Origin of the sequence: Microbulbifer elongatus, assembly GCF_020524885.1 — a bacterium.
In the GTDB taxonomy this organism is placed as follows: Bacteria; Pseudomonadota; Gammaproteobacteria; order Pseudomonadales; family Cellvibrionaceae; genus Microbulbifer; species Microbulbifer elongatus_A.
The window spans coordinates 549,521-576,050 of record NZ_JAIVKJ010000001.1 but is presented as its reverse complement, the minus strand read 5'-3'; the positions used below and the strand labels follow the sequence as shown (position 1 = coordinate 576,050).

General features: G+C 58.2%; 27 protein-coding genes and 1 riboswitch. Of the genes, 6 read left to right on the top strand and 21 right to left on the bottom strand.

Going from position 1 to position 26,530, the window contains the following annotated elements:
* Positions 1–311 precede the first annotated feature (311 nt).
* Complete coding sequence (locus tag LC059_RS02295) at positions 312–1,580, top strand: 6-phosphofructokinase (protein ID WP_226702211.1); 1,269 nt, start codon at positions 312–314, stop codon at positions 1,578–1,580.
* A gap of 73 nt (positions 1,581–1,653) precedes the next feature.
* Here the strand turns inward: LC059_RS02295 and LC059_RS02290 are convergent, their stop codons facing one another.
* The 5 genes from LC059_RS02290 to LC059_RS02270 form a co-directional block, all read right to left on the bottom strand.
* Complete coding sequence (locus LC059_RS02290; protein WP_226702210.1) at positions 1,654–3,042, bottom strand: glutamine synthetase family protein; 1,389 nt, start codon at positions 3,040–3,042, stop codon at positions 1,654–1,656.
* Between the two features lie 109 nt (positions 3,043–3,151).
* Positions 3,152–4,969 carry an adenosylcobalamin-dependent ribonucleoside-diphosphate reductase gene (locus LC059_RS02285; RefSeq protein WP_226702209.1) on the bottom strand — a complete coding sequence of 606 codons (1,818 nt, stop codon included), beginning with the start codon at positions 4,967–4,969 and terminating at the stop codon, positions 3,152–3,154.
* Between the two features lies 1 nt (position 4,970).
* Positions 4,971–5,936: a ribose-phosphate diphosphokinase gene (locus LC059_RS02280; protein WP_226702208.1), complete on the bottom strand. Its 966-nt coding sequence runs from the start codon at positions 5,934–5,936 to the stop codon at positions 4,971–4,973.
* Positions 5,937–5,939: 3 nt separating this feature from the next.
* Complete coding sequence (locus LC059_RS02275) at positions 5,940–6,605, bottom strand: dienelactone hydrolase family protein (protein WP_226702207.1); 666 nt, start codon at positions 6,603–6,605, stop codon at positions 5,940–5,942.
* The gene (locus LC059_RS02270; protein WP_226703170.1) at positions 6,602–7,258 is read right to left on the bottom strand and encodes a phosphoribosyltransferase; all 657 of its coding nucleotides are present in this window, start codon (positions 7,256–7,258) and stop codon (positions 6,602–6,604) included. Before LC059_RS02270 ends, LC059_RS02275 begins: the two co-directional genes overlap by 4 nt.
* 93 nt (positions 7,259–7,351) lie before the next feature.
* On the opposite strand from LC059_RS02270, the gene LC059_RS02265 reads away from it, so the two are divergent.
* Entirely contained in the window at positions 7,352–8,362 is a 1,011-nt protein-coding gene (locus tag LC059_RS02265; protein WP_226702206.1) for a hypothetical protein, read from the top strand.
* 25 nt (positions 8,363–8,387) lie between these two features.
* On the opposite strand, the gene LC059_RS02260 is transcribed toward LC059_RS02265, so the two are convergent.
* The 8 genes from LC059_RS02260 to LC059_RS02225 all read right to left on the bottom strand — a co-directional run bounded on the left by LC059_RS02260 (position 8,388) and on the right by LC059_RS02225 (position 13,805).
* Positions 8,388–8,876, bottom strand: coding sequence for a GNAT family N-acetyltransferase (locus tag LC059_RS02260; RefSeq protein WP_226702205.1), 489 nt, complete (start codon positions 8,874–8,876; stop codon positions 8,388–8,390).
* Between the two features lie 10 nt (positions 8,877–8,886).
* Positions 8,887–9,294: a DoxX-like family protein gene (locus LC059_RS02255; RefSeq protein ID WP_226702204.1), complete on the bottom strand. Its 408-nt coding sequence runs from the start codon at positions 9,292–9,294 to the stop codon at positions 8,887–8,889.
* A gap of 9 nt (positions 9,295–9,303) precedes the next feature.
* Positions 9,304–9,762 (bottom strand): thiol-disulfide oxidoreductase DCC family protein, encoded by a 459-nt coding sequence (locus LC059_RS02250; RefSeq protein WP_226702203.1) that lies wholly within the window; start codon positions 9,760–9,762, stop codon positions 9,304–9,306.
* A gap of 130 nt (positions 9,763–9,892) precedes the next feature.
* A complete protein-coding gene (locus LC059_RS02245; protein ID WP_226702202.1) occupies positions 9,893–10,531 on the bottom strand; it encodes an RpiB/LacA/LacB family sugar-phosphate isomerase in 639 nt (212 codons plus the stop codon).
* Between the two features lie 171 nt (positions 10,532–10,702).
* Positions 10,703–11,398, bottom strand: coding sequence for a DUF6064 family protein (locus LC059_RS02240; protein WP_226702201.1), 696 nt, complete (start codon positions 11,396–11,398; stop codon positions 10,703–10,705).
* Positions 11,399–11,434: 36 nt separating this feature from the next.
* On the bottom strand, positions 11,435–12,367 hold the full coding sequence (locus tag LC059_RS02235; RefSeq protein ID WP_226702200.1) for an aldo/keto reductase: 933 nt from the start codon (positions 12,365–12,367) through the stop codon (positions 11,435–11,437).
* Positions 12,368–12,397: 30 nt separating this feature from the next.
* Positions 12,398–12,814: a hypothetical protein gene (locus LC059_RS02230; protein WP_226702199.1), complete on the bottom strand. Its 417-nt coding sequence runs from the start codon at positions 12,812–12,814 to the stop codon at positions 12,398–12,400.
* Positions 12,807–13,805: an LLM class flavin-dependent oxidoreductase gene (locus LC059_RS02225; protein ID WP_226702198.1), complete on the bottom strand. Its 999-nt coding sequence runs from the start codon at positions 13,803–13,805 to the stop codon at positions 12,807–12,809. Before LC059_RS02225 ends, LC059_RS02230 begins: the two co-directional genes overlap by 8 nt.
* A gap of 132 nt (positions 13,806–13,937) precedes the next feature.
* Positions 13,938–14,054, top strand: a riboswitch (TPP riboswitch).
* A gap of 54 nt (positions 14,055–14,108) precedes the next feature.
* On the opposite strand from LC059_RS02225, the gene LC059_RS02220 reads away from it, so the two are divergent.
* From LC059_RS02220 to LC059_RS02205, 4 genes are read left to right on the top strand one after another with little or no spacing between them, the layout of a single operon-like run.
* Positions 14,109–16,250, top strand: a complete 2,142-nt coding sequence (locus LC059_RS02220; protein WP_226702197.1) for a TonB-dependent receptor — start codon at positions 14,109–14,111, stop codon at positions 16,248–16,250.
* Positions 16,251–16,264: 14 nt separating this feature from the next.
* A complete protein-coding gene (locus LC059_RS02215; RefSeq protein WP_226702196.1) occupies positions 16,265–16,525 on the top strand; it encodes a YkoF family thiamine/hydroxymethylpyrimidine-binding protein in 261 nt (86 codons plus the stop codon).
* A 3-nt stretch (positions 16,526–16,528) separates the two neighbouring features.
* Positions 16,529–17,167 carry a nicotinamide riboside transporter PnuC gene (gene pnuC, locus LC059_RS02210; RefSeq protein WP_226702195.1) on the top strand — a complete coding sequence of 213 codons (639 nt, stop codon included), beginning with the start codon at positions 16,529–16,531 and terminating at the stop codon, positions 17,165–17,167.
* The gene (locus LC059_RS02205; protein ID WP_226702194.1) at positions 17,164–18,036 is read left to right on the top strand and encodes a choline kinase family protein; all 873 of its coding nucleotides are present in this window, start codon (positions 17,164–17,166) and stop codon (positions 18,034–18,036) included. The genes pnuC and LC059_RS02205 overlap by 4 nt, the downstream gene beginning before the upstream one ends.
* A 48-nt stretch (positions 18,037–18,084) precedes the next feature.
* Here LC059_RS02205 and crtB read toward each other — a convergent pair whose 3' ends face one another.
* Genes crtB through LC059_RS02165 form a run of 8 tightly spaced genes read right to left on the bottom strand, consistent with a single transcriptional unit; the run spans position 18,085 to position 26,483 of the window.
* Complete coding sequence (crtB, locus tag LC059_RS02200) at positions 18,085–19,029, bottom strand: 15-cis-phytoene synthase CrtB (protein WP_226702193.1); 945 nt, start codon at positions 19,027–19,029, stop codon at positions 18,085–18,087.
* A complete protein-coding gene (locus LC059_RS02195) occupies positions 19,019–20,530 on the bottom strand; it encodes a phytoene desaturase (RefSeq protein WP_226702192.1) in 1,512 nt (503 codons plus the stop codon). The genes crtB and LC059_RS02195 overlap by 11 nt, the downstream gene beginning before the upstream one ends.
* On the bottom strand, positions 20,527–21,717 hold the full coding sequence (gene crtY / locus LC059_RS02190) for a lycopene beta-cyclase CrtY (protein WP_226702191.1): 1,191 nt from the start codon (positions 21,715–21,717) through the stop codon (positions 20,527–20,529). The genes LC059_RS02195 and crtY overlap by 4 nt, the downstream gene beginning before the upstream one ends.
* A gap of 24 nt (positions 21,718–21,741) precedes the next feature.
* Positions 21,742–22,803 carry a type 2 isopentenyl-diphosphate Delta-isomerase gene (gene fni, locus LC059_RS02185; protein WP_226702190.1) on the bottom strand — a complete coding sequence of 354 codons (1,062 nt, stop codon included), beginning with the start codon at positions 22,801–22,803 and terminating at the stop codon, positions 21,742–21,744.
* The gene (locus LC059_RS02180; protein ID WP_226702189.1) at positions 22,793–23,284 is read right to left on the bottom strand and encodes a sterol desaturase family protein; all 492 of its coding nucleotides are present in this window, start codon (positions 23,282–23,284) and stop codon (positions 22,793–22,795) included. Before LC059_RS02180 ends, fni begins: the two co-directional genes overlap by 11 nt.
* 14 nt (positions 23,285–23,298) lie before the next feature.
* Positions 23,299–24,507: an ABC transporter permease gene (locus tag LC059_RS02175; RefSeq protein ID WP_226702188.1), complete on the bottom strand. Its 1,209-nt coding sequence runs from the start codon at positions 24,505–24,507 to the stop codon at positions 23,299–23,301.
* Positions 24,504–25,493 carry an ABC transporter ATP-binding protein gene (locus tag LC059_RS02170; RefSeq protein ID WP_226702187.1) on the bottom strand — a complete coding sequence of 330 codons (990 nt, stop codon included), beginning with the start codon at positions 25,491–25,493 and terminating at the stop codon, positions 24,504–24,506. Before LC059_RS02170 ends, LC059_RS02175 begins: the two co-directional genes overlap by 4 nt.
* Positions 25,494–25,502: 9 nt before the next feature.
* Positions 25,503–26,483, bottom strand: a complete 981-nt coding sequence (locus LC059_RS02165; protein ID WP_226702186.1) for a polyprenyl synthetase family protein — start codon at positions 26,481–26,483, stop codon at positions 25,503–25,505.
* Positions 26,484–26,530 lie beyond the last annotated feature (47 nt).

Genomic DNA, 26,530 nt, shown 5'->3' with positions numbered 1-26,530 from the left:
TGAGACTGCCTGTTCACGCAATTATTCCCCGCTCTACGGGGAAATCCCGGTAAACATCTCGGCCCGGCGCGGTTTTTGCTTCTTTCCCTGTCAATGGCAGGAAGTGCGGGCAGTGCTCGAAAAATCAACGACGCGCAAGCTTATCACGGCCTTTTCCCACAGTAAGTGTCGAATGCCCGCAATTCCATGCAATTGCCATATGAATACATTAGACTTCGCGCCGCGTGAGGTAGCCGTCAAGAGCCGCCCGCCGCCTCCACCCCCGAGCCGAGGGTGACTTTAGACGAGAAACCGAGACCCATAGGACAGACATGTCGAAGAAGAACGCCTTTTACGCGCAATCCGGCGGTGTTACCGCCGTCATCAACGCCTCCGCCTGCGGAGTCATCGAGACCGCCCGCCAGCACAGCGACAAGATCGGCAATGTCTATGCCGGTCTGAACGGCATTGTCGGGGCCCTCAAGGAAGAGTTGATCGATGTCGGCCAGGAATCCACTGAGACCATCGCCGCCCTGCGCCACACCCCCTCCGGCGCCTTCGGTTCCTGCCGCTACAAGCTGAAAAGCCTGGAGCAGAACCGCGCTGAATACGAGCGTCTGATCGAGGTGTTCAAGGCGCACAACATCGGCTACTTCTTCTATAACGGTGGTGGTGACTCCGCCGATACCTGTCTCAAGATTTCCCAGCTGTCGGAAAAGATGGGCTACCCCATCCAGGCCATCCATATTCCCAAGACTGTGGATAACGACCTGCCGTTTACCGACAACTGCCCGGGCTTCGGCTCTGTAGCCAAATATGTGGCCGTCTCCACAAAGGAAGCGGCCCTGGACGTGGCCTCCATGTGCGCCACCTCCACCAAGGTCTTCATCGTTGAAGTGATGGGCCGCCACGCGGGCTGGATCGCCGCAGCCGGCGCCCTGGCTCAGGAGCAGGAAGGCGATGCGCCGCATATCATCCTGCTGCCGGAAGTGGCTTTCGACAAAGAGAAATTCCTCGCCAAAGTGCAACAAACCGTTACCGAGAAGGGCTACTGCGTGATCGTCGCCTCCGAGGGTGCCCAGTATGAAGACGGCACCTTCCTGGCAGATGCGGGCAGCGTCGATGCTTTCGGCCACAAACAGCTGGGTGGCGTGGCACCGACCCTGGCGAAAATGGTGAAAGACGAGCTGGGCTTCAAGTACCACTGGGCCCTGGCCGATTACCTGCAGCGCGCAGCGCGCCACATTGCGTCCGCTACCGATGTGGAGCAGGCCTACGCCGTGGGTAAAGCGGCGGTGGAAGCGGCGGTTGCCGGCAAGAACGCCATCATGCCTACCATCGAGCGCAACGGCACCACCACGGAAGACTACAGCTGGACCATCGGCGAAGCACCGCTTTCTGAAGTGGCCAACGTCGAAAAATTCATGCCCAAGGAGTTTATTTCCGAAGACGGTTTCGGTATCACCAAGGCTGGCCGCGACTACCTGGAGCCGCTGATCCAGGGTGAAGACTACCCGCCGTACAAAAACGGCATTCCCCAGTACGCGCGCCTGAAAAAAGCCCTGGTGGAAAAAAAGCTGATGGAAGGCTTTGACGTTTAATCGTCACCGGCCTCGCCAATAAAAAGGCCCCAACCGTTTCCGGTTGGGGCCTTTTTTGTGCGCCAGCGAAAAACTAGACGTTTAATAACAGGTGCTGGCGCTCCCAGGGAGAAATCTCCCGGTGGAACAGGCGCATTTCCTCATACTTCACCGCCGCGTAGAGCTGGCAGAAGTCCTCGCCCAGCGCCTGGCGCAACTCGCCCGCATCGTCAAAGATACGCAGCGCCTCATCGAAGGTTAGCGGGATATAGAAATTTTCTTCCTGCTCCTCATCCAGCTCCGACGTTGCGGGCGCGCTCGGCTCGATACCATTAATCATACCGAGATAACCACACACCAGACTGGCGGCAATCGCCAGGTAGGGGTTCGCATCCACCCCCACCACGCGGTTTTCCAGACGGCGATCCTGGGCACCGGAATTGGGAACCCGCAGACCGGTTGCGCGGTTGTCGTAGCCCCAGCCAATATTCGTCGGCGCACTGGAGTTATCCGCCAGTACATAGCGGCGGTAAGAATTCACGTTGGGCGCAATAAAGGGCATGATTTCCCGCAGGTGCTTCTGGGTACCGCCGATAAAGTAGCGAAAAAGATCCGAGGCGCTGCCGTCTTTTGCAGAGAACACGTTCTTGCCGGTATCAATATCCACCACACTCTGGTGAATATGCATAGCACTACCAGGCTGGTCGCGCATGGGCTTGGCCATAAAGGTGGCAAACATACCGTTTTTCAGCGCCGCCTCGCGGATGATGCGCTTGAAGTAAAACACCTGGTCCGCCAGCAGCAATGGATCACCGTGAGTCAGGTTGAACTCCACCTGCCCAGCACCGTCTTCCTGAATCACCGAATCGATATGCAGACCAGCGGCTTCGGCGAACTCGTAGATGGTGTCGATCACCGGACCGTATTCATCAATAGCGGTCATGGAGTACGACTGCAGGGAAGTACCGGAGCGGCCGTTGCGGCCAATCGGAGGCTGAATCGGCTCATTGGGATCCACATTCGGCCGGGTCAGATAAAACTCCAGCTCCGGCGCCACAATCGGCTGCCAGCCCCGCTCCCGATACATACCTATCACCCGCTTCAGCACATTGCGCGGCGCGCAGGGGATGGGGTTGCCGTCGAGGTCCTGCAGATCGTGAATGATCTGTAGCGCCGGCGTCTTCGCCCAGGGCACCGCCATGGCCGTGGACATATCCGGCACCAGCGCCATATCGCTTTCCGCCCACTGGTTTTCAATATCCATCTCCACATCCTGGCCGGTGATGGTCTGGTAGAAGATAGAGATGGGCAAGAAGATCGGCGTTTCCGGGGAGAACTTGTTCAGCGGCATCGCCTTGCCACGGGACATGCCGTTAAGATCCGGGACTATGCACTCGACCTCATCCAGGCGCCGGCCATTCAGGTAGGCGAGAAAGGCCTCGGGCAGGTTATCCAGCCAGGTAGTTACATCGGGCTGACTCATACGGGCTCCGTTAGGTTGTCCAAAAATATGGATAGGAACCCGCAGTGTAACGGAAATTCTTCGATTAAATACGGTGGGATTCAGCAATCAGTGTGAGACTCGCACAAGCCTATTCTCCCTCACGCTCGATACCGCAACAGTGGCTCACCGGCAGCTCGTCGATACTAGTGAGAATGGCGTCGGTGACAGGATTGGGACGAAACGTAGTGCAACCCTTGAGACCCAGCCTGAATGCTTCGCGATAAAGGGATTCAAAGTCAGCAAACGAAAAATCCACGGGCACATTCACGGTTTTGGATATGGCATTGTCTACATACGGTTGCAGCGCTGCCTCCATGCGCAAGTGTGCCAGTGGTGAGAGTTCGCGCGCAGACACAAACGACGGCGGCAACGATTCCGCGTCCCCTCCGCGCTCGCACCAGAGCTTCCACGCCGGGTCGACAATCTCGAACTCGCGGTATTCGCCCTGCTCACTCAACATCTGGCGCCGGTGTTGAAAATCGAACACCGGTTCCACACCGCTGGACACCCCATTTGCCAGCAGGCTGATGGTGCCTGTGGGCGCGATGGCGATCAGGTGGCTGTTGCGGATCCCCTTGTTGGCAATTCCCGTACGCAATGCTTCCGGTAGCCCTCGTATATCCGCACCGGCCAAATATTTGTCGCGGTCAAAAAACGGGAACGGCCCCTTTTCTGCCGCCAGGTCGATAGACGTTTGGTAGGCCGTATCGCGTACCCTCGCCATGATCCGCGCGGCGACCGCGCGCGCCGCGTCGCTGTCGTAATGGAGGCCCAGTGCAATCAGCGCATCCGCCAAGCCGGTGATGCCAATACCGATACGCCGGCTACCCTGCGCCTGCTTTTTCTGCGACGGCAGCGGGTAATGGGACAAATCGATCACATTGTCCAGCATCCGTACCGCCACCGCCGCGCATTCTTCGATAGCAGACCAGTCCAGATCCGCGCGCGCGGTAAACGGCGCCCGCACAAAACGCATCAAATTGATCGAGCCCAGGTTACAGGCGCCATAGGGAGGCAGCGGAATTTCACCGCAGGGATTGGTGGCACTGATCAGTTCGCGGTAGTACAGGTTATTGTGCGTATTGATGCGATCGACAAACAGCACCCCGGGCTCCGCGCAGTCATACGTGGCACGCATGATTTTCTGCCACAGCCCGCGGGCGCGAATCCGTTTCAATACCCGACACGGCAGTGGTTTCGGTGCGCCACTCCAGGTGCGCGGCAACAGCTCGCGGCCATCGCCGTCGAGCATCCGCTCGGGAAAGACCAGAGGCCAATCCCGATCCTCATCCACCGCCGCCATGAACGCATCGCTCACCAGAACCGACAGATTGAAGTGACGCAGTTCGCGGGCATCGCGCTTGGCGTCGACAAAGCGCTCGATATCCGGGTGGTCACAGCGCAGGGTCGCCATCATGGCACCGCGCCGACTGCCGGTAGAAAGCAGCGTAGCGCAGGTGGCATCCCAGATCCGCATAAACGACACCGGGCCCGATGCAATGGTGCCGGTATAATGGGCACGGCTGCCAGCGGGGCGCAGGGTGGAAAAGTCACACCCGATGCCTCCACCCTGCTGCATGGTGAGGGCCGACTCCTTGAGGCGCTCGAAGATCGCCTCCATGGAATCCTCGATATTGCCCATCACAAAACAGTTAAACAGGGTAACGCGGTGATCCGTACCGGCGCCCGCCAGAATGCGTCCACCGGGGAGAAAGTGGAACCCCTCCAGGCAGCGAAAAAACTGCAGTGCCCAACGCCCTCGCTGACGCCCCTCGACTCGTGCCAAGGCCCGCGCCAGACGACGCCAGCTGTCCTCCAGGGTGGCATCACACACCTGGTCACCAATCCGGTATCGGTACTTGGTGTCCCAGATAAAGCGGGAAATTTCCGCCTCAAAATAGTCCATGTCAGACGCTTAGCTGCGTCGCCGGACCACCCTCATGCAAGCGCCGGATAGCTTCCGCCAACAGCGGTGCGCAGTCGACCACCTGCAGGTGCGCTGCGGTTTGCTGTGGCAGTGAATTAGTGACTGCGACGACTTCGAGCGGCAGTTGCGCCAGCTCCGCGAGAGCGTTTGCGCAGAATTGGCCGTGGCTGGCAAGTGCAATAACGCGTGCTGCGCCGCCGCGATACAGGGCCTCGGTGGCCCTCTTGATGGTGCCGCCTCCCGCGATCAGGTCATCCACAACCAGCACACTGGCCCCTTCCACATCGCCCACCAGTACGCCGCCTGATAACTTGTCTCCGCTACGGTATTTCTCTACAAACGCCCGCCCCACCTCACAGGCAAGCCTTGCACCGAGCGCTTGTCGGAAAGCCTCCGCACGCTTGACCCCGCCTACATCCGGAGACGCCACGACCAGTGGGTTGTTATTGCCCACTAGTCGCGCTGCCGCAAAGTCCACAAACAACGGCTGCGCCGGCAAATGCAGGGTGCGGATACGGAAAGCATTTTCAAATGCGGCCAAGTTGTGTACATCCAGGGTTACCACTACATCGGTGCCCATGGATTCAAACAGCGACGCCACATAGCGGCTGGAGAGCGGGTCGTGCAATTTTGTGCGGCGATCCTTGCGCGCATAACAGAGATAGGGAATCACCGCCGTCACGCGCGCGGCACCGGCATCCTTGAGCGCACCGATGTAAAACAAAAGACGAATCAGCTTGTCGTCAACACTACTGTCGGCACAGCTATATAGTGATTGGATAAGGTAAACATCCGCGCCCTCAACTTCATCCAGGGGACGCAGCTTGTGTTCACCGTCGACGAAATCCCGCTCCTCGTGAGCCGCCAGCGGCTCGCCAAGCGCAGCGGCGACACGCCCCGCAAAATCCGCACCTATATCGAGGCTGAACAACTTCATGGGGCGCATTGGTCACTCATCCCGCAGAGTTTGCTGAAACCAGTAGATGGCGAGTGCCACAACAGATTCCAACGTACCCGGCTCCTCGAAAAGGTGAGTAGCACCAGGGACCAAATGCAGTTGTGGGTCGCATTGCATACGTGCCGCTGCCGCGCGGTTGAGCTCGATCACCTGGTAGTCCTCGCCGCCGACAATCAGTAACGTCGGCGCCACCACATGCGGCAACGCCTCACCCGCCAGATCCGGACGTCCGCCGCGAGATACCACCGCCTCCACCACATTCGCGCGACGTGCCGCAGCGATCAGTGCTGCCGCGGCACCCGTACTGGAACCAAACAGCCCAAGGTGTAATGCGCCTGTAGCCGGTTGTGCGACGGTCCAGTCCAGTGCCTCCACAAGACGTCGCGCCAGCAGCGCGATGTCGAAACGGTATTCCCGGGTGATTTCATCAACACGGTGTTCATCCGCAGTGAGGAGGTCAAACAGGAGTGTGCCTATTCCGGCTTCGTTCAGTGCCCGAGCCACCATACTGTTGCGCGGGCTGAAGCGACTACTCCCACTGCCGTGGGCAAACAGTACCAGGGACTGGCTGCCCGCTGGCAAGGCGAGAAAGCCCTCCAGTGGTCCTGCGCCGGTATCGATAAGTACCTCGCGCGGGAGCGTGGCGGTCGCACTCACGGTACTTCTCCGCGCAGGTTATCGGCCTCGCGCATCATCGCGATCACCTGCTCGTCACTAAGTTGCGTAAAATCCCGGTACCAGGCGCCGATAGCCCAAAAAGATGCCGGCTGCAGCGGGCACTCGACACGATCCGCAAGCCCGGCAAAGTGCTCCACGGTCGATGGCGGCGCGACCGGCACAGCAATAACCAGCTCTGCCGGGTGCTGCGCTCGCACAGCACGTACTGCGGCCTCCATGGTGGCGCCGGTGGCGATGCCATCATCCACCAAGATCACGCAGCGTTCCTCAAGTAGCGGCCAGGGGCGATCCCCCCGGTAGCGCCGGTCACGGCGCTCCAGCTCCGCTTGCTCCAGACGGGTCTCGCGCGCCAGATCTGCCTCGCTGACACCGCAATTCAGAATCACGCTCTCATTGAGGACACGAGCGCCGCTGCTAATAGCGCCCATTGCGAGCTCTTCGTGCCCGGGCACCCCCAGCTTGCGCACCAGCATAAGGTCCAGTGGCGCGCGCAGTTGACGTGCCACTTCCAGGCCCACAGGTACGCCGCCCCGGGGCAACGCCAGTACGATCACATCGTGGCGATCACGATATTCATCAAGGGTTTCTGCCAATCGGCGTCCGGCCTCACGGCGATTCTGAAAGGGCTCCATCACATACTCGCCCCCTATCGAAAAAGCAGAGAAATAAACAAATGGAGTAATACACTAGACTAGCAAACAGGTTCCGTTTAACGCTTTAAATGTATGCGCTCCGCTCACATCGAACTTCCCGGCCTTGAGGAGAAGACACAATTTCTGCTAAAGCCGGAGGTGTATCCGGAAGAAACAGCCTCGGTACGGCTAGTCGAAACCCACATGGCGCGAATATTCCTCACCGACCACTTCGTCTACAAGATGAAAAAGCCGGTGCACTTCAGTTACCTGGACTTCAGTAGTCTCGACAAGCGCTATGGTGCCTGCAGTGAAGAGTTGCGCCTGAACCGCCGACTGACCGACGACGTTTATCGGGAAGTAGTGGCAATTCGGATGTCCGCGGCGAACGGCTTGCGCCTGTCCGGGACCGGCACACCCGTAGAGTGGCTAGTTAAAATGCGGCGTCTACCCGAGAAAGCCTGCCTGGCAGAACAAATCGACGCTATTCAAGTGCAAGCCCTCGAGCCAATACTGCAACGGCTGAAAAGTTTTTATCGCACTGCCGCGCCAATATCACTTACTGCAGAGCAATATCTGACGCGGCTGCGCCAACGGGTGGAGTCTGTCCGCCAGGGGCTCTGCGTGGAAAAGCTCGCTCTGGACCGCATTGAGATCCAAAGCCTCACCGAGAGCCTGACCGCATTTACCCACTCCCACGACAAACTGATTGGGCAGCGTGTAGCAACCGGTCCCATCGTCGAGGGGCACGGCGACCTGCGACCAGAGCACTGTTTCCTCACCCAGCCCCCGCAGGTGATTGACTGTCTTGAATTCAATTATGTACTGCGCTGCGTAGACCCATTGGATGAGCTCTGCTACTTGGCGCTCGAATGCGAATTGCTGGGGAGATCCGATCTGGCCACAATAATCGTGAACAGCTACTCGATGGACGGCGCGCCGGATCCTAGATTGGTGGATTTTTACCAGTGCTATCGCGCGCTGCTACGTGCACAGTTAGCAGCGGCGCACCTACTGGACGATGACATAACGGATATTTCCAAGTGGCAACGTAAAACCCGAATGTACCTGAATGCCGCCGAGCTACACCGGCCAACTGCGTAGAATAACCCGCTCTACCAAAGCCGCTTTACGGTTGCAGCCATTTATACATAACCAGAGCGTCCACATATCCCTGATCTGGATGATTGAATGCACCGGGCAGGCGCCCAACCACTTCGAATCCCAGTTTCTGCCACAGCCGCACCGCGCCCTCATTGGAGGACGCAACAAAGTTGAACTGCATCGCCTCGTACCCAAGCTCCTGGGCAACATTTTGAGAGTGTTCACACATGGCAGAGGCGAGTCCCCTGCCCCGGGCACTGCCTGTCACCATATAGCCGCAGTTACACACATGGGAACCCGGGCCAGCCTGATTGGTTTTCAGGTAATAGGTACCGAGGATCTTCCCGTTTTCCTCACAGACATAAGTCTTGCGCGGTGCATCCATCCAGATTTTGCGGGCCTCGTCACGTGAGATTTCCGGTGCGTAGGCGTAGGTGTCCCCGGCGCTCACTACCTCATGAAAGATGGGCCAGATTTGTTCGAAGTCGGTTGGCAATGCTTCTCTTAATTCCATAAACCCTCCCCTACCGGCTAGCCTCCGCATTCTGCGCCAGAGTTGCTTCGGGCAAATTTTCTATCTGCCTCAGTGCCACCAGTGAAAGTATTAGTACACATAAGTTAGTGGTAACCGGATTAAAGGCGCCCATCGCCAGATTTGGTACAGCGAGTAGTGAGAAGATCAACAAGATAATCATGCCAACAGCCGTAACAACCAGAGGCCAGCGCTGCGTCCAAAACAGAACAACAGCAACAGAAAACAATATTTCCGATACACCACCGACTTTCGCCAGTAGTTCCGCATGCTCGATGGACAACCCCACAGACATATTCATTGCCAATTCATCTTTGTGTGGGCCAAGTAATTTGGGCACCAGACCATGATAGAGCCAGACAAACGCGACAGATAAGCGACAGAGGGCATAACTGCTCATGAAAGTTACCTATTTAGTGCGTTTTTTCTTGGTGAGAAATCGAGCTTCATCTTCTGCGCTGGGGACAACACACACCTCAGTTTTTCCGAACAACCGATAACGGTTGCGTGCGATGCGATCATAAGCCCAGTCGCGGATGGGCGATGGAATCAGTCGAAAAAAAGTCAGCGTCGGCCATGGAAACGGGAGCAGCCTGAGGATGCGCAGTATCGCATCAGACTTTACGTACATCTGGCGGCTCTCGACCAGAAGCAGGGTTTCATATGTGTCCAGCGGCATGCCAAAAAATGCCAGAATCGCCTGCCCTTCTTCAGACTGCACAGTAGCGAGCTTAAAACGACGATCGCGATCAAACTTCAACAGAAAACGCGCCCAGGCGGAGCATAGCCGACATACCCCATCGAACAGAACCACGCGATCACCGTCCTTAAGGTAGGGCACAGTATCGTTCAGGTTTCCATCGGACATTTGCGCAGATCCTTAGCCAATTACTTCAACCAAATACTTCAAAAGTGACGGACGACTATAAACAAAAAAGGCCACTCCGGATATTCCGGAGTGGCCTTTGGGAAAACGCGCTTGTCCAGCGCTACCTCACTCAGGAATCCAGCACACTGCGAACAAAGTCAGTTAACTCCTGGTCCTGGCTGTTCTCAAAGAAACAGGCCTGGAAGCGCTCGCCGGTTACCGCGGTTTTCACCAGCTCCGGGTCGATGGCCTTGAGACCGTCCAGGTAGGCTTTGCCGGTGGCTTCCTTAATGTGATTCAGGATGCCGGCGTTGGCGACCTGAGACTCTTTACGCTCCGGCGGGTAGCCCTGGCCTTTTACACCAGTGAAGGCTTTTTCAAACATGTAGCGGATATTCAGCTCCGCACCCCAGCCGAAACCCTTGGCGAAGGGGATAGCCAGCGCATTGCCATTATTGATTTGCGCAAATAGGAAGGCGTCCGCCGGATCGATGCAGTAGCCACAGGTGACGCCCGGGTAAGCATTCAGGGACATCAGCGCGCCTTGGCCGGTGCCACAGCCGCTCACCACAAAATCCACCGCTTTGGAGTTCAGCAACAGGCTGCCCATGATACCCAGGTGGATGTAGGTCAGGCGGTGATCGTTGTCGTCGCTCATACCGGTGTTGTACACGGTGTGACCCAGCTCGCCGGCAACCTCTTGCAGCTCTTTCAAAACCACAGCGTTTTTGGCTGCCTGGCTGAATTCATTCATCAATGCGATTTTCATAAATCGGTCTCCATTAGTCCCCGCCGTTGGCGGAGGGGGCGGAACATGAGCCGCTATCGGCAGTCGTTCAAATATCGAACAGGACAATGCGATGCGCACGAATTATTGGTCCGGGGAGTATATGTGTTTGGCCGATTAATAAAAACCGGTCAGGCAGATTTGCAAAGCCATTTAGCGGGAAGATCGGCGGTATGGGCGGCCAGAACCCGGGTGAGACTGCCCGATCAAGCTACCAAGTGCCGCGGCAACCACTGCAAACAGCGCTGGCCACCAGGGGGCCTCCAGCACCTGCAGGGTGAGCGCGGAGAAACTTATCCACAGCATGGGAATAATACAGGCCAGCCACTGTGCCCAGCCACGGAGGGCAATCAGGAAGACCCCGAGACTGACTATCGCCGTAGGGTCCGGGTGCAAGCCGAACACCTCTGCTTGCGTCCAGCCGGAACCGAGAACTGGCGCCAACAGCGGAAACATCAGCAGGCCAACCAGGGTAACCAGCACGCCGGTGATGGTGCCCCCAGACAGCAATCCAGCACGATGGGCAGCGCCGCGCCCCGAGATACCAAGCATTACGAGAAGAGCGGCCTGCACAATCCAAACCCAGCACAGGACATGCCCTGCCCAGTTCAGATTTGCATAGCGCTGCGCAAAAAAGGCCACCCCGACAAAACCCCACACCGGCGCGAGCAACAGGAGAGCGAGCCGAGCTTTGCCTCGCAATGCGAATACCAACACGGCAACGCCCAGCCCCAGGCTAAAAAGTTGTAACGGCCAGAAAGTTTCGCTTACTCGCTCCAGCAGGCGAAAATAAACGTCCGCACTGAAGGGAATAAAATCCTGAAGCTGATAGCTGTCCCATTCGTTCATCGTGCGCATACCAGGTAGGCAATTTGGGAGAGGCAATTACAGGGAATCGATATAGGCAGCCATTCTCTGTCGGGTACTGGCATCCGGTAGCGGCGCGGCGCCCGCCGCCATATTCTCATTCATATGCTCCACACGGGAGGTTGCCGGAATAGCGCAGTTAACCGCGGGGTGGCTGACAATAAACTTGAGCAGAAAATCTGCCCAGGTACGGCAACCAAAGGCTTCCGTTGCCCACTCGGGTACTTTTTCCCTGTGCTTCAGCCCCTTGATCAGGCTGCCACCGTCGTAGGGACGATTGGCGATAACGGCGACACCTTTTTCCTTCGCCAGCGGTAGCAACCGCGACTCCACTTCCCGATGGGTGATGTTGTAGGTCATCTGGGCGAAATCGAGCTCGGTCGTCGCCATCACCTGTTCGAATTCCTGATGACGACGGCCGTGGGAAGTGGTGATACCGAGATAGCGGATGAAGCCGCTTGCCTTCAGTTCACGCAAAACAGCGAGGTGCTCCTGCCAGTCGTCGAGATTGTGCACCTGCACCAGATCAAAAGTTTTCAGCCCCCAGCGATCGGCGAGGCTCGCGACCTGCTCACGAGTAGTACCGCCAGCGGGGCTCCAAACTTTTTCCGCACTGAAAAGCGTCTTCGGCATCCCCAGCTGCTTGAGTGCAAACCCGAGGGTATCCGGCGCGGAGCCATACATGGGAGAGGAATCGACCAGGCCACCGCCACTGGCGAAAAATGCTTTCAATACCTGTGTGCGTGCGGCGAGAAGCTCCTGATCATTTCCAACATTGAAGGTCCGCCAGGTTCCCATACCGATAACCGGCAGCGATTCGCCACTACTGGGAATTGGCTTGGTCTGCAATGCTGACGAATGTGCACTCACTCCCCAGGGAAAACCCCAGGCACTGACCACCCCAGCGCCCAGTAATTTGAGAAATTGACGGCGTAACGTCTGACCTTCCATGGTATTTCCCTCCAATCAAAGCTCACAATATTAAACCTTTTCACTCAGGGCGCGCGGCCGTGCCAAAGCAGTGGCAAGAATCAAAATAAAACAGGCAAGTACAAAGACCTTGTTAACGAACCAGTTGGTTCGCCAGATATCCCACTCAGGCTCCGCGAGAAACAGGGCAAACTTGATGACGATAATCACGATCTCCACTACCGACATCACAAGGGCAAGGGGGCGAAGGTAACCCGGCTGAGTGAGTAGCGCCCAGCCCAGCCATAGATGCGCGAGTGGCCACAGGTCCCAGTAAATATGACTGTCCCAGCGCGCGCCGCCGGAAAGCGCAACGGCGATGGGAAACAGGTATTTGATAAATACCGTCCAAGCCACCAGCAAAAAAAGGAAGTGGGCGAGGAACAATCGCCAGGAAGCCCGCCGGGCAGCCGGGCCACTCTCAACCATCAATCCGCTCCCGCAACACTTCCGCAGCCAATTCGAAGGATCGCAGGCGTGCGGTGTGGTCATAGATGGCACCGGTGACGATCAGCTCATCCACACGGGTGCGCTCGACAAAACGGTCAATCCACGCTGCAACCGTATCGCGCGTACCCACCGCGCTCTCCGCCAGCGCCTGCGCCACCTGCATCCGCTCGCCGGGTGTCGCTATGGTCTCAGGATCGTCCACTGGCGGTTTGATTTGGCCGGGTGTACCCCGGCGCAGGGCGACAAACTGCTGTTCGATAGAGGTCATCAGCTTGCGCGCTTCGCCGCCATCGTCCGCGGCAAAGACATTGATCGCCGCGGCCGCATAGGGTTCGGAAAGCGATGCCGACGGCTTGAACTGGGCCCGGTAGAGGTGCAACGCCTGATCCAGCATGGCCGGGGCAAAATGCGAGGCAAATGCGAAAGGAAGCCCCATGGCCGCGGCCAACTGCGCGCTGTAGAGACTGGAACCCAGCAACCAAATTGGCACCTCTAGCCCTGCCCCCGGTACCGCACGCACCCGCTGGCCCGGCTTTTCCGGGGCAAAGTAGTGCAGCAGCTCGCGCACATCTTCCGGGAACTGGTCCGCGGCGTGCAGCGGGTCGCGACGCAATGCGGTCATGGTGGCGCCATCGGTACCGGGCGCCCGCCCCAGCCCCAGGTCCACCCGGTCCGGGTAGAGTGCGGACAGGGTACCGAACTGCTCGGCAATCACCAGTGGCGCGTGATTCGGGAGCATGACGCCACCGGCGGCGATGCGAATTGTGTCGGTGCCCGCGGCGATATAGCCGAGAGCCACCGCCGTCGCCGCACTGGCCACCCCGGTCATATTGTGGTGTTCCGCCATCCAGTAGCGCCGGTATCCGAAGCGCTCCGCGTGCTGGGCCAGATCCAGAGAGTTCATCAACGCTGTGCGAGCGTCACTCCCCTCGGTGATGGGGGAAAGATCCAGTAGTGAAAAGGCGCGCATATCAACTCCTGTACGCGGTTGGTCTTTCACGATGGGTCGCAAAAGACAATTCAGTTATGACCATCGTAACCAACCTGTTCTCCGCAAACACCCTTGTTCCTGCGCCACGCCAATTCTGGTAGCATCGCGCCGGTAAAACCTAAGGGGTGGCGTAAGCCTGAGATGCGGCGGAATTCGAGAGAATCCTGCGGGCAAACCCTTGAACCTGATCCGGTTAATACCGGCGTAGGAATAGGTAGTCCTCCAGCTTCCCACTTCACGTCGCGCACCGGGTCTCTTTCACTTAAATACCGAGAGAGAGCCATGAATTCCAAACACTGCATCAAGCCCGCTCTGAAACCGGTCGCTCTGGCTGTCGTCATTGCACCTGCATTGACCTGCATTGCTGCCCCCGCTGAAACTGCCATTGAAGAAGTGGTGGTCACCAGCCAATTGCGTGAATCCAGCCAGCTCGACACCCCCACCAGCGTAAGCGTGCTGGATGCCGCCGACATTGAAACCCGCGGTGCCACTAACCTGGAGCAAGTGCTGAACCTTGCCCCCAACGTGAATTACTCCAGCGGCGCCTCCCGCGGTCGCTTTGTACAGATCCGCGGCATCGGCGAGCGCAGCCAGTTCATTGACCCGGTGAATCCATCCGTGGGCCTGATCGTCGATGGCATCGACTTCACCGGCCTCGGCCTTGCCGCCAGCACCCTGGACATGCAGCAGGTTGAAATCCTGCGCGGCCCGCAAGGCACCGTGTACGGCGCCAACGCGCTGGCGGGCCTGGTGAGCATGACCAGTAACGCGCCAACAGAAGAGCGTGCAGCGAGGGTATCGGCTGAGGCAGCTCACTACGGCGCCCACACGCTGTCGGCCGTATCCAGTGGCCCGCTGTCCGAGCAGCTGAGCTACCGCTTAGCTGTGCAGAACCAGCAGTCCGACGGCTATGTGCACAATCGATACCTGGGTCGCAAGGACACCAACAATATTGATGAGACCGTGGCCCGCGGCAAGCTGCGCTACCAGGCCAGTGACGACCTGCAACTGGACTTCACCCTCCTTTTCCTGGACGCGGACAACGGCTACGACGCCTTCACCCTGGACAACTCCCGCAATTCCCTGTCCGACCAGCCGGGCTGGGACCGTCAGGAAACCCTCGCCGGCGCGATGAACGCGCAGTGGAGCGGCAGCGGACTGTTCACCATCAAGTCCGTGCTGAGCGCCGCCAGCTCCGACACCGAATACGGCTACGACGAAGACTGGACTTACGTGGGCTTCCACCCCTGGGAATACAGCTCCACCGACAACTACCTGCGCAATCGCGACAACCTGAGCGCCGATGTACGCTTGATCTCTACGGAAGAAAGTCGCCTGTTCGGCGGCAGCACCGGCTGGGTCGCCGGTGTTTATCTACGCACCGAAGATGAAGCACTGGCGCGCAACGCCAGCTTCACCAGTCAGTTTAATACCGACAATGCGGCCGTTTACGGGCAGCTGAATACCGCCCTTGGCGCACGCTTCGAACTGGTCACCGGCCTGCGTCTGGAGCAACGCCGCGCGGACTACAGTGACTCGCTAACGGTTACCAGCGACACCAGCGAAGACCTGTGGGGCGGTAATATCACCTTGCGGTTCAGCGCCACTGACAACACCATGCTTTACGGCACCCTGTCCCGCGGTTACAAGGCGGGCGGCGTCAATGGCCGCATTATTTCCGCCTCGGAAAGCAACCCGGCCATTGGCAACGAGACCTTCCTGTTCGATACCGAAAGCATGCTGAACTACGAATTCGGGGTAAAAGGTGACTGGCTGGAAAGCCGCCTGCAGGCCCAGGTCGCCGCGTTTTACCAGGACCGCAACGACGTTCAGGCCAAGCAGTCCATTTTCAACCCGGAAGACTTTTCCTTTGATGACTACCTGGCGAATGCCGCCGGCGGCCACAGCACCGGTATTGAGGCGGAGGTTAACTTCCAGGCCAGCGATGCCCTGCAGCTCTTCGCCACTTTCGGTTGGCTGAACGCGGAATTCAAAGACTTTGTCAGCAGTACCCACGTAGACGCCCGCGACGACTACACCGGTGAAACGTCCCTTGTGGACCTCGGCGGCCGCGACCTGGCCCACGCCCCCAATTACCAGTACTTCACCGGTGCCGAATATGCACTGACAAACAACCTGACCGCGCGCGTAGAACTGGAAGGCAAGGACGATTTTTACTTTTCCAACAGCCACAACGAAAAGTCTACCGCCTATGAGCTGGTCAACGTCCGCCTCACCTACCGCGGCGACAACTGGGATCTATCCTTGTGGGGCAGAAATCTGACCGACGAAGTGATCTACACCCGCGGTTTCTATTTCAGCAATCAGTTCGGTAACAACCCGGCCAATGGTTATGCGCCAGAAGCCTACTACCAGCTTGGAGAGCCGCGCACTGCCGGCATCTCTGGCAGCTACACCTTTTAATCAGGAGTCTTGATATGCAACTCTCCGTTGAGATCAGCATGTACCCGCTGAAAGACGAGTACATCCCGGCCATCAAGGATTTTATCCAGCGCCTGAACGAACAGCCGCAGCTACAGGTAATCTCCAATACCATGAGCACCCAGATATTCGGTGATTACGATGTGGTTATGGATGTTCTGAAAGCGGAGATGGCTAAATCCTGGGAGCAGTTCGGGCGCGCAATTTTCGTGTGCAAATTTATCGACGGCGACCTCAATCCGAATATCGGGCTCTGACCCATGCTCTCCCCGGAAATTCGCGAAGCCATCGCCACCGCCTACGCCGCCATGACTCTGTGGGAAGTTGCAGCGGTAGTGCTGGCACTGACCTATCTGCTGCTGGCCATGCGTGAAAATATCCTGTGCTGGTACGCGGCCTTTGCCAGCACCGCCATTTACCTGTTCCTGTTCTGGGACGTCAGCCTGTTGATGGAATCCGCGCTGCAGATTTTTTACCTGGTGATTGCCGTATACGGCTGGTGGCAGTGGCGGCACCGCAATCAGGATGGAGAAACCCTGCATATCCACCGCTGGCCCGCCGCCATGCACATCTTCGCAATTACCGGCGTTGGCGTACTTACCCTGGTGTTTGGCTATATGCTGAATAACTACACCAGCGCAGCGCTGCCATATCTGGACTCCTTCACCACTTGGGGTGCCGTGGTAACCACCTATATGGTTACCCGCAAGGTTCTGGAAAACTGGCTCTACTGGATCGTGATCGACGGTGCTGCCATTTATCTGTACATCGACCGCGGGATGTATCTCACCGCATTGTTGTTTGTCCTCTATGTGATACTGGTCATCATTGGTTTTTTCCAGTGGTATACGCTGTACCAAAATCAAAGTAGCAGCCAGGACCAGACTGTTACCGCATGAACCTGAGCGTCGAATATCTAGTCGCCAACGAGTGGCAACGATGGAGTGACAAACCGCCGAGATTGATTTGCCCTCTGGATGGGGGGCTGACCAACCGCAGCTTTCTGATAGATACAGACGGTAAAAAACTGGTGCTGCGCATCAACGCCTCTAATTCTCAGGCTCTGGACCTAAACCGCGTCGCCGAGGCAGAGGCACTGCAACAGGCAAGCCCGAGAGACCTGTGCGCACCGCTGGTGTATGTGGATCCAGACCAACGCTACCTGCTGACCGAATTTGTCGACGGCGCGCCACTGGAAATCGACCAGCCTCAGACTATTGCCCAACTTGCACAACTGCTACGACAGATTCACCAGCTGCCACCGATTTCCGTACACCTGGATATTGCCGAAAAGGCGAGCCGTTACTGGCAGTCCATCGACAGGAGTTCAGAATTTTTTCCGGCACTGGCTCGGTTGCACCTGTTGATGGAACCGCAGCTTAATCAAATCAGCACATGTCCCGAGAACGATCGGCTTTGCCATAACGACCTACTGCCCGGCAACCTGCTACAGGATATGTCCGGCCAGCTCAGGGCCATTGATTGGGAGTACGCCGCATGCGGCGATCCGTTCTTTGACCTTGCGACAGTCACCGTAGGATACGATCTGGAACGGCAACAGCAGCGGGCACTGCTCACCGAGTACTTCCTACGGCCAGCGCGCGAAGCTGACCTGCAATGGCTGGACCACTGGAAGCGAATTTACCGCTACGTTTCTGTGCTTTGGTACGCGATCCAGCTCTCCCACTCACTAGGGAACACCTCGCCACAGATCGAACGATCAGCGCTGTACGCAGAAATTACTCAACTGCTGTCGAGTTTTTATTAGGCATCCAGCTGAATTTTGCTTTTTTGTGTATTTACTTACTGCCCACCTTTACGCTGGACGCTGCCACAGATTGCCAGATCTTGGCGCTGGCCTGTACCAGCGGGATGCCATCGCCTGAGCGAGTCCTTGCCCCAATAATCGCGTCTTGTCCACTGGACCGGTCGAGATGCGTGTGTCCCAGGCCCGGGCCCCCTGCGCTTTCACCTTGATCCCAATCTCCCGATAGACGCCGCGGGCGGTCGCGATGGCCCAGGCACAGCGAGGTGGCAAGGCCGTCAATCCAACCTGTGCGGATTCATAGTAGGGTTCCGCCAGATCAACCAGTTTTCGAGCCAGACCAGCCAGCGCCTCACGATACTGTGGCGCGCTCATCTCCTGCCGCGGAATGCCGGCTTCTTCCAGCCACTGTTCCGGTAAGTAGCAGCGACCGATCTGTGCATCCTCGATGACGTCACGGGCGATATTGGTCAGCTGAAAGGCCAGCCCCAAATCGCAGGCGCGATCCAGGGTCTCCTCATCCTTCGCGCCCATGATCCAGGCCATCATGATGCCCACCACGCCGGCGACGTGATAGCAGTAGTCCACGGTATCGTCGAAGGTGACATAGCGCCGCTGTGCCACGTCCATAGCGAAACCGTCCAGGTGGGCCAGAGGATAGCGCTCGGGAATCCCGTGGCGGAGTGCGACCTCCTGAAAGGCGGCGAAGGCCGGACTTTGCATTGGCTCCCCCGCGTAAGCGCGCCGCGTTAACTCTCGCAGCGCATTCAGACGCGACTCGCTGCTTTCGCTCCCAGTTTCGTGAGCTTCATGAGTTTTCTGCGAGGGAAAGCCCAGCTGCTGGTCGTCGATCACGTCGTCGCAATGGCGACACCAGGCATAAAGCATCATGGCGCTGCGCCGAGTGGCAGGATCGAACAACTTGGCGGCGGTGGCGAAACTCTTGGAGCCCGCGGCGATCGTCTGCGCGGCGTGCTGCCCGAGCTTATCCGTCATCGAGTCCCTCCAACATCAGGCCCGCGGTGGCTTTGGCGGAACCGATTACGCCGGGCACCCCGGCGCCGGGATGGGTGCCGGCCCCCACCAGATAAAAGTTGTCGATCCTGGCATCCCGGTTGTGGGGCCGGAACCAGGCGCTCTGGGTGAGCGTCGGTTCCAGGGAGAAGGCGGAACCCAGGTGGGCGTTGAGCTCCTCGCGGAAGTCCACGGGAGTGAAGTGCCGGCAGGTCACCAGGTGCGCCCGTAGCCCGGGAATATAGTGACGCTCCAGATAGCCGAGGATGCGGTCGCGGTATATCGGCCCCTGGGTTTCCCAGTCGATGTTCGCCTTGCCCAGGTGCGGCACCGGCGCCAGAACGTAGTGCGCGCTGCAGCCTTCCGGCGCCAGGCTCGGATCGGTGACGCAGGGGGAGTGCAGATAGAGGGAGAAATCTTCCGCCAAGGTGTCCGCGTTGAAGATTTCGTCGATCAATTCCCTGTAGCGGGGGCCGAAGCACACCATATGGTGCTCGAGGTCTTGCGGTGGTTTGTCCAGGCCGAAATAAATCACGAACAGCGACATGCTGTAGCGCTTGCGGCCCAGCGCCCTGCTCTTGCGGGCACCGCGGGGATGTCCGCCCAACAGTTTGCTGTAGGTATGCATCACGTCTGCGTTAGAGGCCAGCACATCCGTCGGAACATGCCGGCTATCGGCCAGGGTGACGCCGCTCACCCGATCCCCCGCGGTCTCGATGCGTTCCACTTCCGCGTTCAGTTCGAGGCTGCCGCCGAGGTCCTCGAATAACTGCACCAACCCCTGCACCAGGGCGCCGGTGCCGCCCCGTGGAAACCAGACGCCCCACTCCCGCTCCAGTGCGTGGATCAACGTGTAAATCGAGGAGGTGGCGAAAGGGTTGCCCCCGACCAGAAGGGAATGAAAGGAAAAAGCCTGGCGCAGGTGCGGGTCTTCAATGAATTTCGAGACCATGGAGTAGACGCTGCTCCAGGCCTGAAGCCGTGCCAGTTGCGGCCCGGCGGCGAGCATGTCGCGAAACGAGAGAAACGGCACGGCACCGAGCTTGCGATAGCCCTCCTCGAACACCGCCTTGGAATACCTCAGGAACTGACGATAACCTTCCACGTCTCGTGGATTGCGCTCGGCGATCTGTCGATCCAGAGCGGCTTGATCGTTGACGTAATCAAAGGCCGGGGCATCTTCCCAGCAGAGCCGGTAGAAGGGCGTGACCGGCAGCAGCTCGACATAATCCGCCATGTCCTTGCCCGCCAGTTTAAAAAGCTCTTCCAGTGCGGAGGGATCGGTAATCACCGTAGGACCGGCATCGAAGGTAAACCCCTTGTCCTCATAGACATAGGCCCGGCCACCGGGCTTGTCGCGCTTTTCCAGCAGCGTGGTCTGGTAGCCGCCGGCCTGCAGTCGAATCGCCAGGGCCAGGCCGCCGAAGCCGGCGCCGATCACCAGGGCGCGCTGGGGTTGGAGTCCGGGTCGGGGTCGTGTCATGTGCGTATTCCGAAGGAAGTGGATGCGATCTTTTGTGGTGAATTCAGCCGCACCGCCTTGAGTGCTTCGCCAAGCGGTACCGGCGGCTTACCCATCAGGATGCGCACCTTGTCTGCCCCGGTCAGGCGCCCCGCGTAAAAGCGTTCGATCAACGGTTCCGACAGGCCGTAGAAGCGCTGCATGACCTGCCAGCGTCGCTCCGGGCGGCCCGCCAGGAACAGCATGCGATTGAGCAGGCGAAAGTAGCTCTGGCGCTGCCATTCACGGGCGGCGAAGGCATGGATGGTCTGGAACAGCGACTCCGCATCAAGATTGCCAAGCTCGGCGATGCGCTCCGCCAGAGCCATGGCCTGAGGCAACGAGTAACCAGTGGTGGGGTGGAACAGACCGGCGCGCAGGCCACTTCGCGGCTGGCCCTGGGCGTCCTGCCAGAAGGCATCGAAATCGCCCGCCAGGGTGATCGGCAGCACGCCGCTCTCCTCTCGCAGCGTATCGACGATCTGCCAGCCGCGATCCTGCGCATAAGCGTCGATATGCGATCGCAACCGGGACGCGTCCACCTCCGGTCGATCCACATAGTGGGTATCCTCGATCAGCAGAGTGTCGTGGCTGAACGGCAACACGTAGACGAACCGGTAGCCGCCCTGCTGAGGCACGCTCGCGTCCATGAGGATCGGTTCTTGCAGACCGTGGGGCTTGCCCAGGCGCACTTCCCGCCCGAGAAATGCCTGATAGCCCAGGGTCAGATGCGCGCTGTCGGTCGGACCCCGGCCGTCGATCACCGCGTTCGCGTACAGCACCCGGCCATCCTCGAGCTCCACCCGGTCCGGGGAAACCCGGGCCACGCGCGTGTTGACCCACAGCCTGTCACCCAGGGCTTCTTCAAGAACGCGGGCGAAATCCCGGGAAAAAATGCTGGCATAGCCTCCGCTCAACAGACGCTCGCGGTGCGGAAATATCACTCGGTGCTGCGGCCAGCGTTGGCCTATCAAGGGGCCCAGCCAGGCATGTTGGGCTTCGGAGAGATCACCATCGTGAAACGACCAGGTGTGCTCACCACCAGGGCGGCGCTCGCTTTCCAACACCAGCAGACGCAACCATGGCTTTGCCTGTATCAGGCGCAGGGCGATCAGGCCGTTGGCCAGGCCGCCGCCCACCAGTATCAGGTCATGGCCCGGCGCGTTCATGGGTCATACCCCCAGGCGATAACCCTAGTCATGAGGCCCTTCCAAAGGGTCGCCGCGATCATCCAGCATTACCGCCGCACGCAAGGCATTTAGATTGGCACTGCCGGTACAAAAACAGGCGATAAGCAGCTGCTGAATGACCACCTCGAAATGCTCGATCACCGCCTGACTGGATTCGGTGGCACTCTTGAGAACTGCGGCGGCCTGGCCCACCAAGTCCGCACCCAAGCGTATTGCCTTCGCAGCATCCACCCCATCACGAATACCGCCGGAAGCGATCAGTGGCGTCTCCGGCAGGGTCTGGCGTACCGCCCGAATGGCTTGAGCAGTCGGGGTGCCCCAGCCAGCAAAAGCCATGGCGACCCGGCGCTGAGTCTCATCTGTCGCGCGTTCCGCCTCCACCGCTGCCCAGCTGGTGCCGCCAGCGCCGGCCACGTCGATCATCGCCACCCCCTCTTCCACCAGCGCCCGGGCCACTTCGGGGGAGATGCCAGCGCCCACTTCCTTAACCACCAACGGCACCCCGAGCGACCGGACCAGAGTACCGATGGCCTGGAGCACGCCACGCCAGTCCCGATCGCCGCCCTCTTGCACGGCCTCCTGCAGGGGGTTGAGATGGATGATCAGTGCATCCGCCTCGATCATCTCCACCGCGCGGAGTGCCCATTTGATTCCTTGGGGCTCCCGTAGCTGACCTGCGCCGATATTGCCAAGCAGGGGAATATCCGGGGCGATGCGCCGTAACTGATTCGTCAGCCCATGATCGCTGCCAGACTGTAGGGCGACTCGCTGGGAACCGATGGCCAGGGCAATCCCCAGATGTTGGGCGGCTTCCGCCAGGTGATGATTGATCGTGTTAGCCCGCTCGGCACCGCCGGTCATGGAACTGATCAACAGCGGCGCGTTCAAGGGTTTATGGAATAGCCGTGTGCTTAGATCGATATCGTCCAGGTGCAACTGCGGCAATGCGCAATGGGAAAAGCGATAGTCGGCAAATCCCGTATGTGTCGATGTACTGGCCCGACGCGCGTCCAGCACGATGTCGAGATGATCATTCTTACGTTTCACCAAACTGTCATCGGTCATGTTGCGCTCCCGAAGGCTGTTGTTGCTTTAAGCGTTTCTTGAGTTTCTTGACACCCGGTGCGTAAAGAAAACCGAAGGACACCGCACCCTCACGCGTGCGCACGGCATGATGTATACGGTGCGCCTGAACCAGACGCTTCAGGTAACCGCTCTTTGGCTGCCAGCGCATCGGCCAGCGCCGGTGAACCAGACCATCGTGAAACAGTGAGTAGACGACGCCGTACAGAGTAATGCCTGATGCGATTGCCATTAGTGGCTCCCAGTAAAGGTCGCCCACCGCAAACATGCCAACCACCACCAGCGAAAATACAACAACGTACAGGTCGTTTTTCTCGAACACGCCGTCAGTGGTTTCATGATGGGATTTGTGCCAGCCCCAACCCCAGCCGTGCATAATGTATTTATGGGCGTACCAGGCGAACACTTCCATTCCCAGGAAAGCTGCGATCATAAGCACGAGTGTCCACAACCAGTCCATCATGGATTGCTAGCCCCTTATGCCGGCGTCTTGAATAAAGGTACTGCCGCTAAAAGCAGGCACACCAGGCCAACGGCAGTCAATATACCGCCGGACTGAGCTAGCTGGGCCCAGCTGTCGCCGCGAATCAACGCCCCGTAAAAGCCTTCGATCGCCCAGGCATTTGGCGTAAACAGGCTCACCGTCTGCAACCAGTCAGGCATCATAAAACGCGGCACCATAGAGCCGCCGACGGCTGAAATGATGAGCACAAAAAATGAAGAAAAGGTTGTCGCCTGTTGTGTTGTTCGACACAGCGACAAAAGTAAAAGTGCCAGCCCAGCACTAGCGGCGGCGCAGGCAAATGCCATAACAATAACTTGCGCCAAAGCGCTCCCTATCTTTAGTCCAAAACCGAACCTTGCGACTAAAAAAATAGCGCTAGCCTGCAAAAATCCCAGAGTGAGCAAAAACAGAAACCGCCCCAGCAGTAAACGAGCATGCGAAGCTTTGCTCAGCAGGAGGCGTTCGGAGATACCGTTTTGGCGCTCTTCCAAACTGACCATGCCGGCGTTTACGGCGGACAACAACAAGAACAGAATTGTGGTGGCACCCGCATAGTAAGCAATGCCGCTAAGCCCAGATATAGAAGCTGGCGCCTGGCCATAAACGGGCTGAAATTCGATAAGCGCGTCTTCGGCAGCTGGGCTGTCGGATTCTCGAGCCATTGCACCTAAAGCGGCGTCCAAGCGCGCCTGCTGTTCGGGCGTGAAGCCATTCACTAAAGCTGCTGTACTTTGTGCAAGACGTTCGGCGAGAACCTGTGGTTGTTGGGCGGCCAGGCTTTGTCGCAACCAGCCTTGTAACGACAGGGCAGCAATTTCACGGGTAGGCTCGCTGACGATGGTAAACAGTGGACTGCTGCTATCGTCTGCTGGCCCGCGGATGATTACCGCGGTGTCGAAATTACCTTGTCGCACATCTTCCAGTAGTTGAGCGCGGTTCGAATCGGGCAATGCCGTAATCTCCACGTCTTTGGATTCTGTCAGGTACTGCGCGAAGTCCTGCATCACCGGATCTTCCGTTTCCAACACCAGCCCTACCCGTAAGTGCAAGTCGCCTTCTGCCGCGCCGGAGAAGATACTGGCAAATATGGCGAATACCAGGCTCGGCAAAGCAAATGCCAAAAGTAACGCGCCGCGGTCGCGCCACAAGCCCAGGGCCATCACCCGGAAAATTGCCCTCATGACGCCTGCTCCGACTCCGGCTCCGAATCCGGCTCCACCACAGAATCGGTTAGGGCACCGGTATAGTGCTGCATGACGTCTTTTAATCCGGGCCGGCGCACCGAGACCTCGACAAGTGCATCACGTTCTCCGTCAAAGTCACGGTAAAGGCGATCAATTAACGTATCCAGCGGCTGGTCACTTTGAAGCCACCATTCACTGCTCTCTCTACTGTCACGTCGAAAACCGATCACCTGTAGCCGCTCACAGAGTGCCGGCGGGAGCGGGTGTTCCATACGTACAACGAAAAACTGATCTTTACCGAAGGTTTCGTGTACTAGCATTTGCGGCTCGGCTAGGGCTCTCAGCTGGCCTTCATGAAGGAGGGCCACGCGGTCGGATAGCTCTTCCGCTTCATCCAACTCATGGGTAACAACGACCACCGTCGTGCCTTGCTCGGCGCGGCGGCGAATAAGGTCGTGAATTGACATGCGAACGCCCAGGTCGACCCCGGCAGTGGGTTCGTCCAGCACAAGTAGCGATGGCTGCGAGACCAGGGTAGCTGCCAGGTGTAAACGCCGTTGCATACCACCGGACAGCTGGTCTACCCGCACATCGGCCTTGTCTGTTAACTCGATTTCTTCCAGCGCCTGACTAACCCGTGCGCTTATTAGGTCACGACGGACACCGGTGCAGCGCGCGAAAAACTCCAGGTTCTCCCGCCCAGTCAGGTGCCGGTATAAACCCAGGAACTGGGGAGTGAAGCCGATGGAATGCTGATAGGCCTTGCCGGGAAAAAGTGCTTTTCCTGCAATAAATATTTGCCCAGAGGTGGGGCGCAACTTGCCGGTAATGGCGCGCAACAAGGTGGATTTCCCTGCACCATTCGGGCCGAGGATAGCGAGTATTTCCCCTGGACGCGCCTGCAAAGAAACGTCGTCTAAGGCCGCGTGGCTGCCGTACACCACCCGCAGTTGGTCAATGCTGAGAGCTGCCGTCGCCGTCATTCGCCGGGTTCAACTCCAGAGCCTTTGCGCCGCACCGTTGAAGGTAGCGAACTGTTCTTCCACGAGCGCTGCAAGTAAGGATTCCTCGTGCCCTGCCCTGCGCAACTGCTCTATTGCCATTGCTTGTGCGTCGCTCAATGCGCCACGAGCTTCTTCCGGAGTGTAAAGTGAAAGCAATGTGGTTTTCCCTGCATCCTGCTGCGTGTCCTTACCGGTCTCTTGCGCAAAGGTACTGTGGTCCAAGATGTCATCGTAAAGCTGAAACAACAGACCAAAGGCACGGGCAAAGCGCGTAAATGCCTCTATCGCTTCTGCATCCATCCCACTGAGCCGCGCACCGGTGACGACAGAAAACTCAATCAGACAACCTGTTTTCTGGTGATAAAGCTGTTCAATTTCGCTCTTGGCGCGCACAGGCTCATTTTGTAAATCAGCGATCTGCCCGCCAACTAATCCCATAGAACCGATAACATGACTGAGATGCGCGCTAATGGCGACTTTGGTAGAAGCATCCACGTTCGGGCAATTGGCGATAACGCCGTACGCGAGGTTAAGGAAGTTTATTGATGCGAGGATCGCTGTGCTTTCGGAAAAACGAATGTGCGTACAGGGGCGGTCACGGCGCATCGTCGCATCGTCCATACAAGGCAGATCGTCGAGAATCAGCGAAGCGGTATGCACCAGTTCCGATACGCAGGCCATACGGAGGAAGTGACTGTCAGTGGCCGAGTTCGCAGCCAGAAGTGTAAGAAGAGGACGCAAACGCTTGCCAGGTCCCAGTACAGCGTAATGCATGGCTTGATGCAGATGCGTGGGTGATATTTCTTTAGCTGGCAAAAGTTCCAGCAAGGTTGCGTTTACCATGCTCTTTAGATGGACCACTTCCATCATTGGAGCCGATACAGTAACTGGAGCCTGTCTCTTACAAGCTTGAGACCCGATAATCGCGAGTTCTGCGACCGACGCTTGCGGATTGCGAGTAAAAGTCACCCTATTCCCTCGGTTGAATTATTCTACACGTGACAGCATAGCCTACG

Excerpts from the sequence above, each read along its gene's own strand:
- LC059_RS02250 (WP_226702203.1), bottom strand. The coding sequence starts at position 9,762 with ATGTCCGATGGAAACCTGAACGATACTGTGCCCTACCTTAAGGACGGT.
- LC059_RS02215 (WP_226702196.1), top strand. The coding sequence starts at position 16,265 with ATGCAACTCTCCGTTGAGATCAGCATGTACCCGCTGAAAGACGAGTAC.
- LC059_RS02205 (WP_226702194.1), top strand. The coding sequence starts at position 17,164 with ATGAACCTGAGCGTCGAATATCTAGTCGCCAACGAGTGGCAACGATGG.
- LC059_RS02175 (WP_226702188.1), bottom strand. The coding sequence starts at position 24,507 with ATGAGGGCAATTTTCCGGGTGATGGCCCTGGGCTTGTGGCGCGACCGC.
- LC059_RS02220 (WP_226702197.1), top strand. The coding sequence starts at position 14,109 with ATGAATTCCAAACACTGCATCAAGCCCGCTCTGAAACCGGTCGCTCTG.
- LC059_RS02195 (WP_226702192.1), bottom strand. The coding sequence starts at position 20,530 with ATGACACGACCCCGACCCGGACTCCAACCCCAGCGCGCCCTGGTGATC.
- fni (WP_226702190.1), bottom strand. The coding sequence starts at position 22,803 with ATGACCGATGACAGTTTGGTGAAACGTAAGAATGATCATCTCGACATC.
- pnuC (WP_226702195.1), top strand. The coding sequence starts at position 16,529 with ATGCTCTCCCCGGAAATTCGCGAAGCCATCGCCACCGCCTACGCCGCC.
- LC059_RS02235 (WP_226702200.1), bottom strand. The coding sequence starts at position 12,367 with ATGGAAGGTCAGACGTTACGCCGTCAATTTCTCAAATTACTGGGCGCT.
- LC059_RS02295 (WP_226702211.1), top strand. The coding sequence starts at position 312 with ATGTCGAAGAAGAACGCCTTTTACGCGCAATCCGGCGGTGTTACCGCC.
- LC059_RS02225 (WP_226702198.1), bottom strand. The coding sequence starts at position 13,805 with ATGCGCGCCTTTTCACTACTGGATCTTTCCCCCATCACCGAGGGGAGT.
- LC059_RS02265 (WP_226702206.1), top strand. The coding sequence starts at position 7,352 with ATGCGCTCCGCTCACATCGAACTTCCCGGCCTTGAGGAGAAGACACAA.
- LC059_RS02285 (WP_226702209.1), bottom strand. The coding sequence starts at position 4,969 with ATGGACTATTTTGAGGCGGAAATTTCCCGCTTTATCTGGGACACCAAG.
- crtY (WP_226702191.1), bottom strand. The coding sequence starts at position 21,717 with ATGAACGCGCCGGGCCATGACCTGATACTGGTGGGCGGCGGCCTGGCC.
- LC059_RS02180 (WP_226702189.1), bottom strand. The coding sequence starts at position 23,284 with ATGATGGACTGGTTGTGGACACTCGTGCTTATGATCGCAGCTTTCCTG.
- LC059_RS02290 (WP_226702210.1), bottom strand. The coding sequence starts at position 3,042 with ATGAGTCAGCCCGATGTAACTACCTGGCTGGATAACCTGCCCGAGGCC.
- LC059_RS02270 (WP_226703170.1), bottom strand. The coding sequence starts at position 7,258 with ATGGAGCCCTTTCAGAATCGCCGTGAGGCCGGACGCCGATTGGCAGAA.
- LC059_RS02280 (WP_226702208.1), bottom strand. The coding sequence starts at position 5,936 with ATGCGCCCCATGAAGTTGTTCAGCCTCGATATAGGTGCGGATTTTGCG.
- LC059_RS02170 (WP_226702187.1), bottom strand. The coding sequence starts at position 25,493 with ATGACGGCGACGGCAGCTCTCAGCATTGACCAACTGCGGGTGGTGTAC.
- LC059_RS02245 (WP_226702202.1), bottom strand. The coding sequence starts at position 10,531 with ATGAAAATCGCATTGATGAATGAATTCAGCCAGGCAGCCAAAAACGCT.
- LC059_RS02230 (WP_226702199.1), bottom strand. The coding sequence starts at position 12,814 with ATGGTTGAGAGTGGCCCGGCTGCCCGGCGGGCTTCCTGGCGATTGTTC.
- LC059_RS02240 (WP_226702201.1), bottom strand. The coding sequence starts at position 11,398 with ATGAACGAATGGGACAGCTATCAGCTTCAGGATTTTATTCCCTTCAGT.
- crtB (WP_226702193.1), bottom strand. The coding sequence starts at position 19,029 with ATGACGGATAAGCTCGGGCAGCACGCCGCGCAGACGATCGCCGCGGGC.
- LC059_RS02260 (WP_226702205.1), bottom strand. The coding sequence starts at position 8,876 with ATGGAATTAAGAGAAGCATTGCCAACCGACTTCGAACAAATCTGGCCC.
- LC059_RS02255 (WP_226702204.1), bottom strand. The coding sequence starts at position 9,294 with ATGAGCAGTTATGCCCTCTGTCGCTTATCTGTCGCGTTTGTCTGGCTC.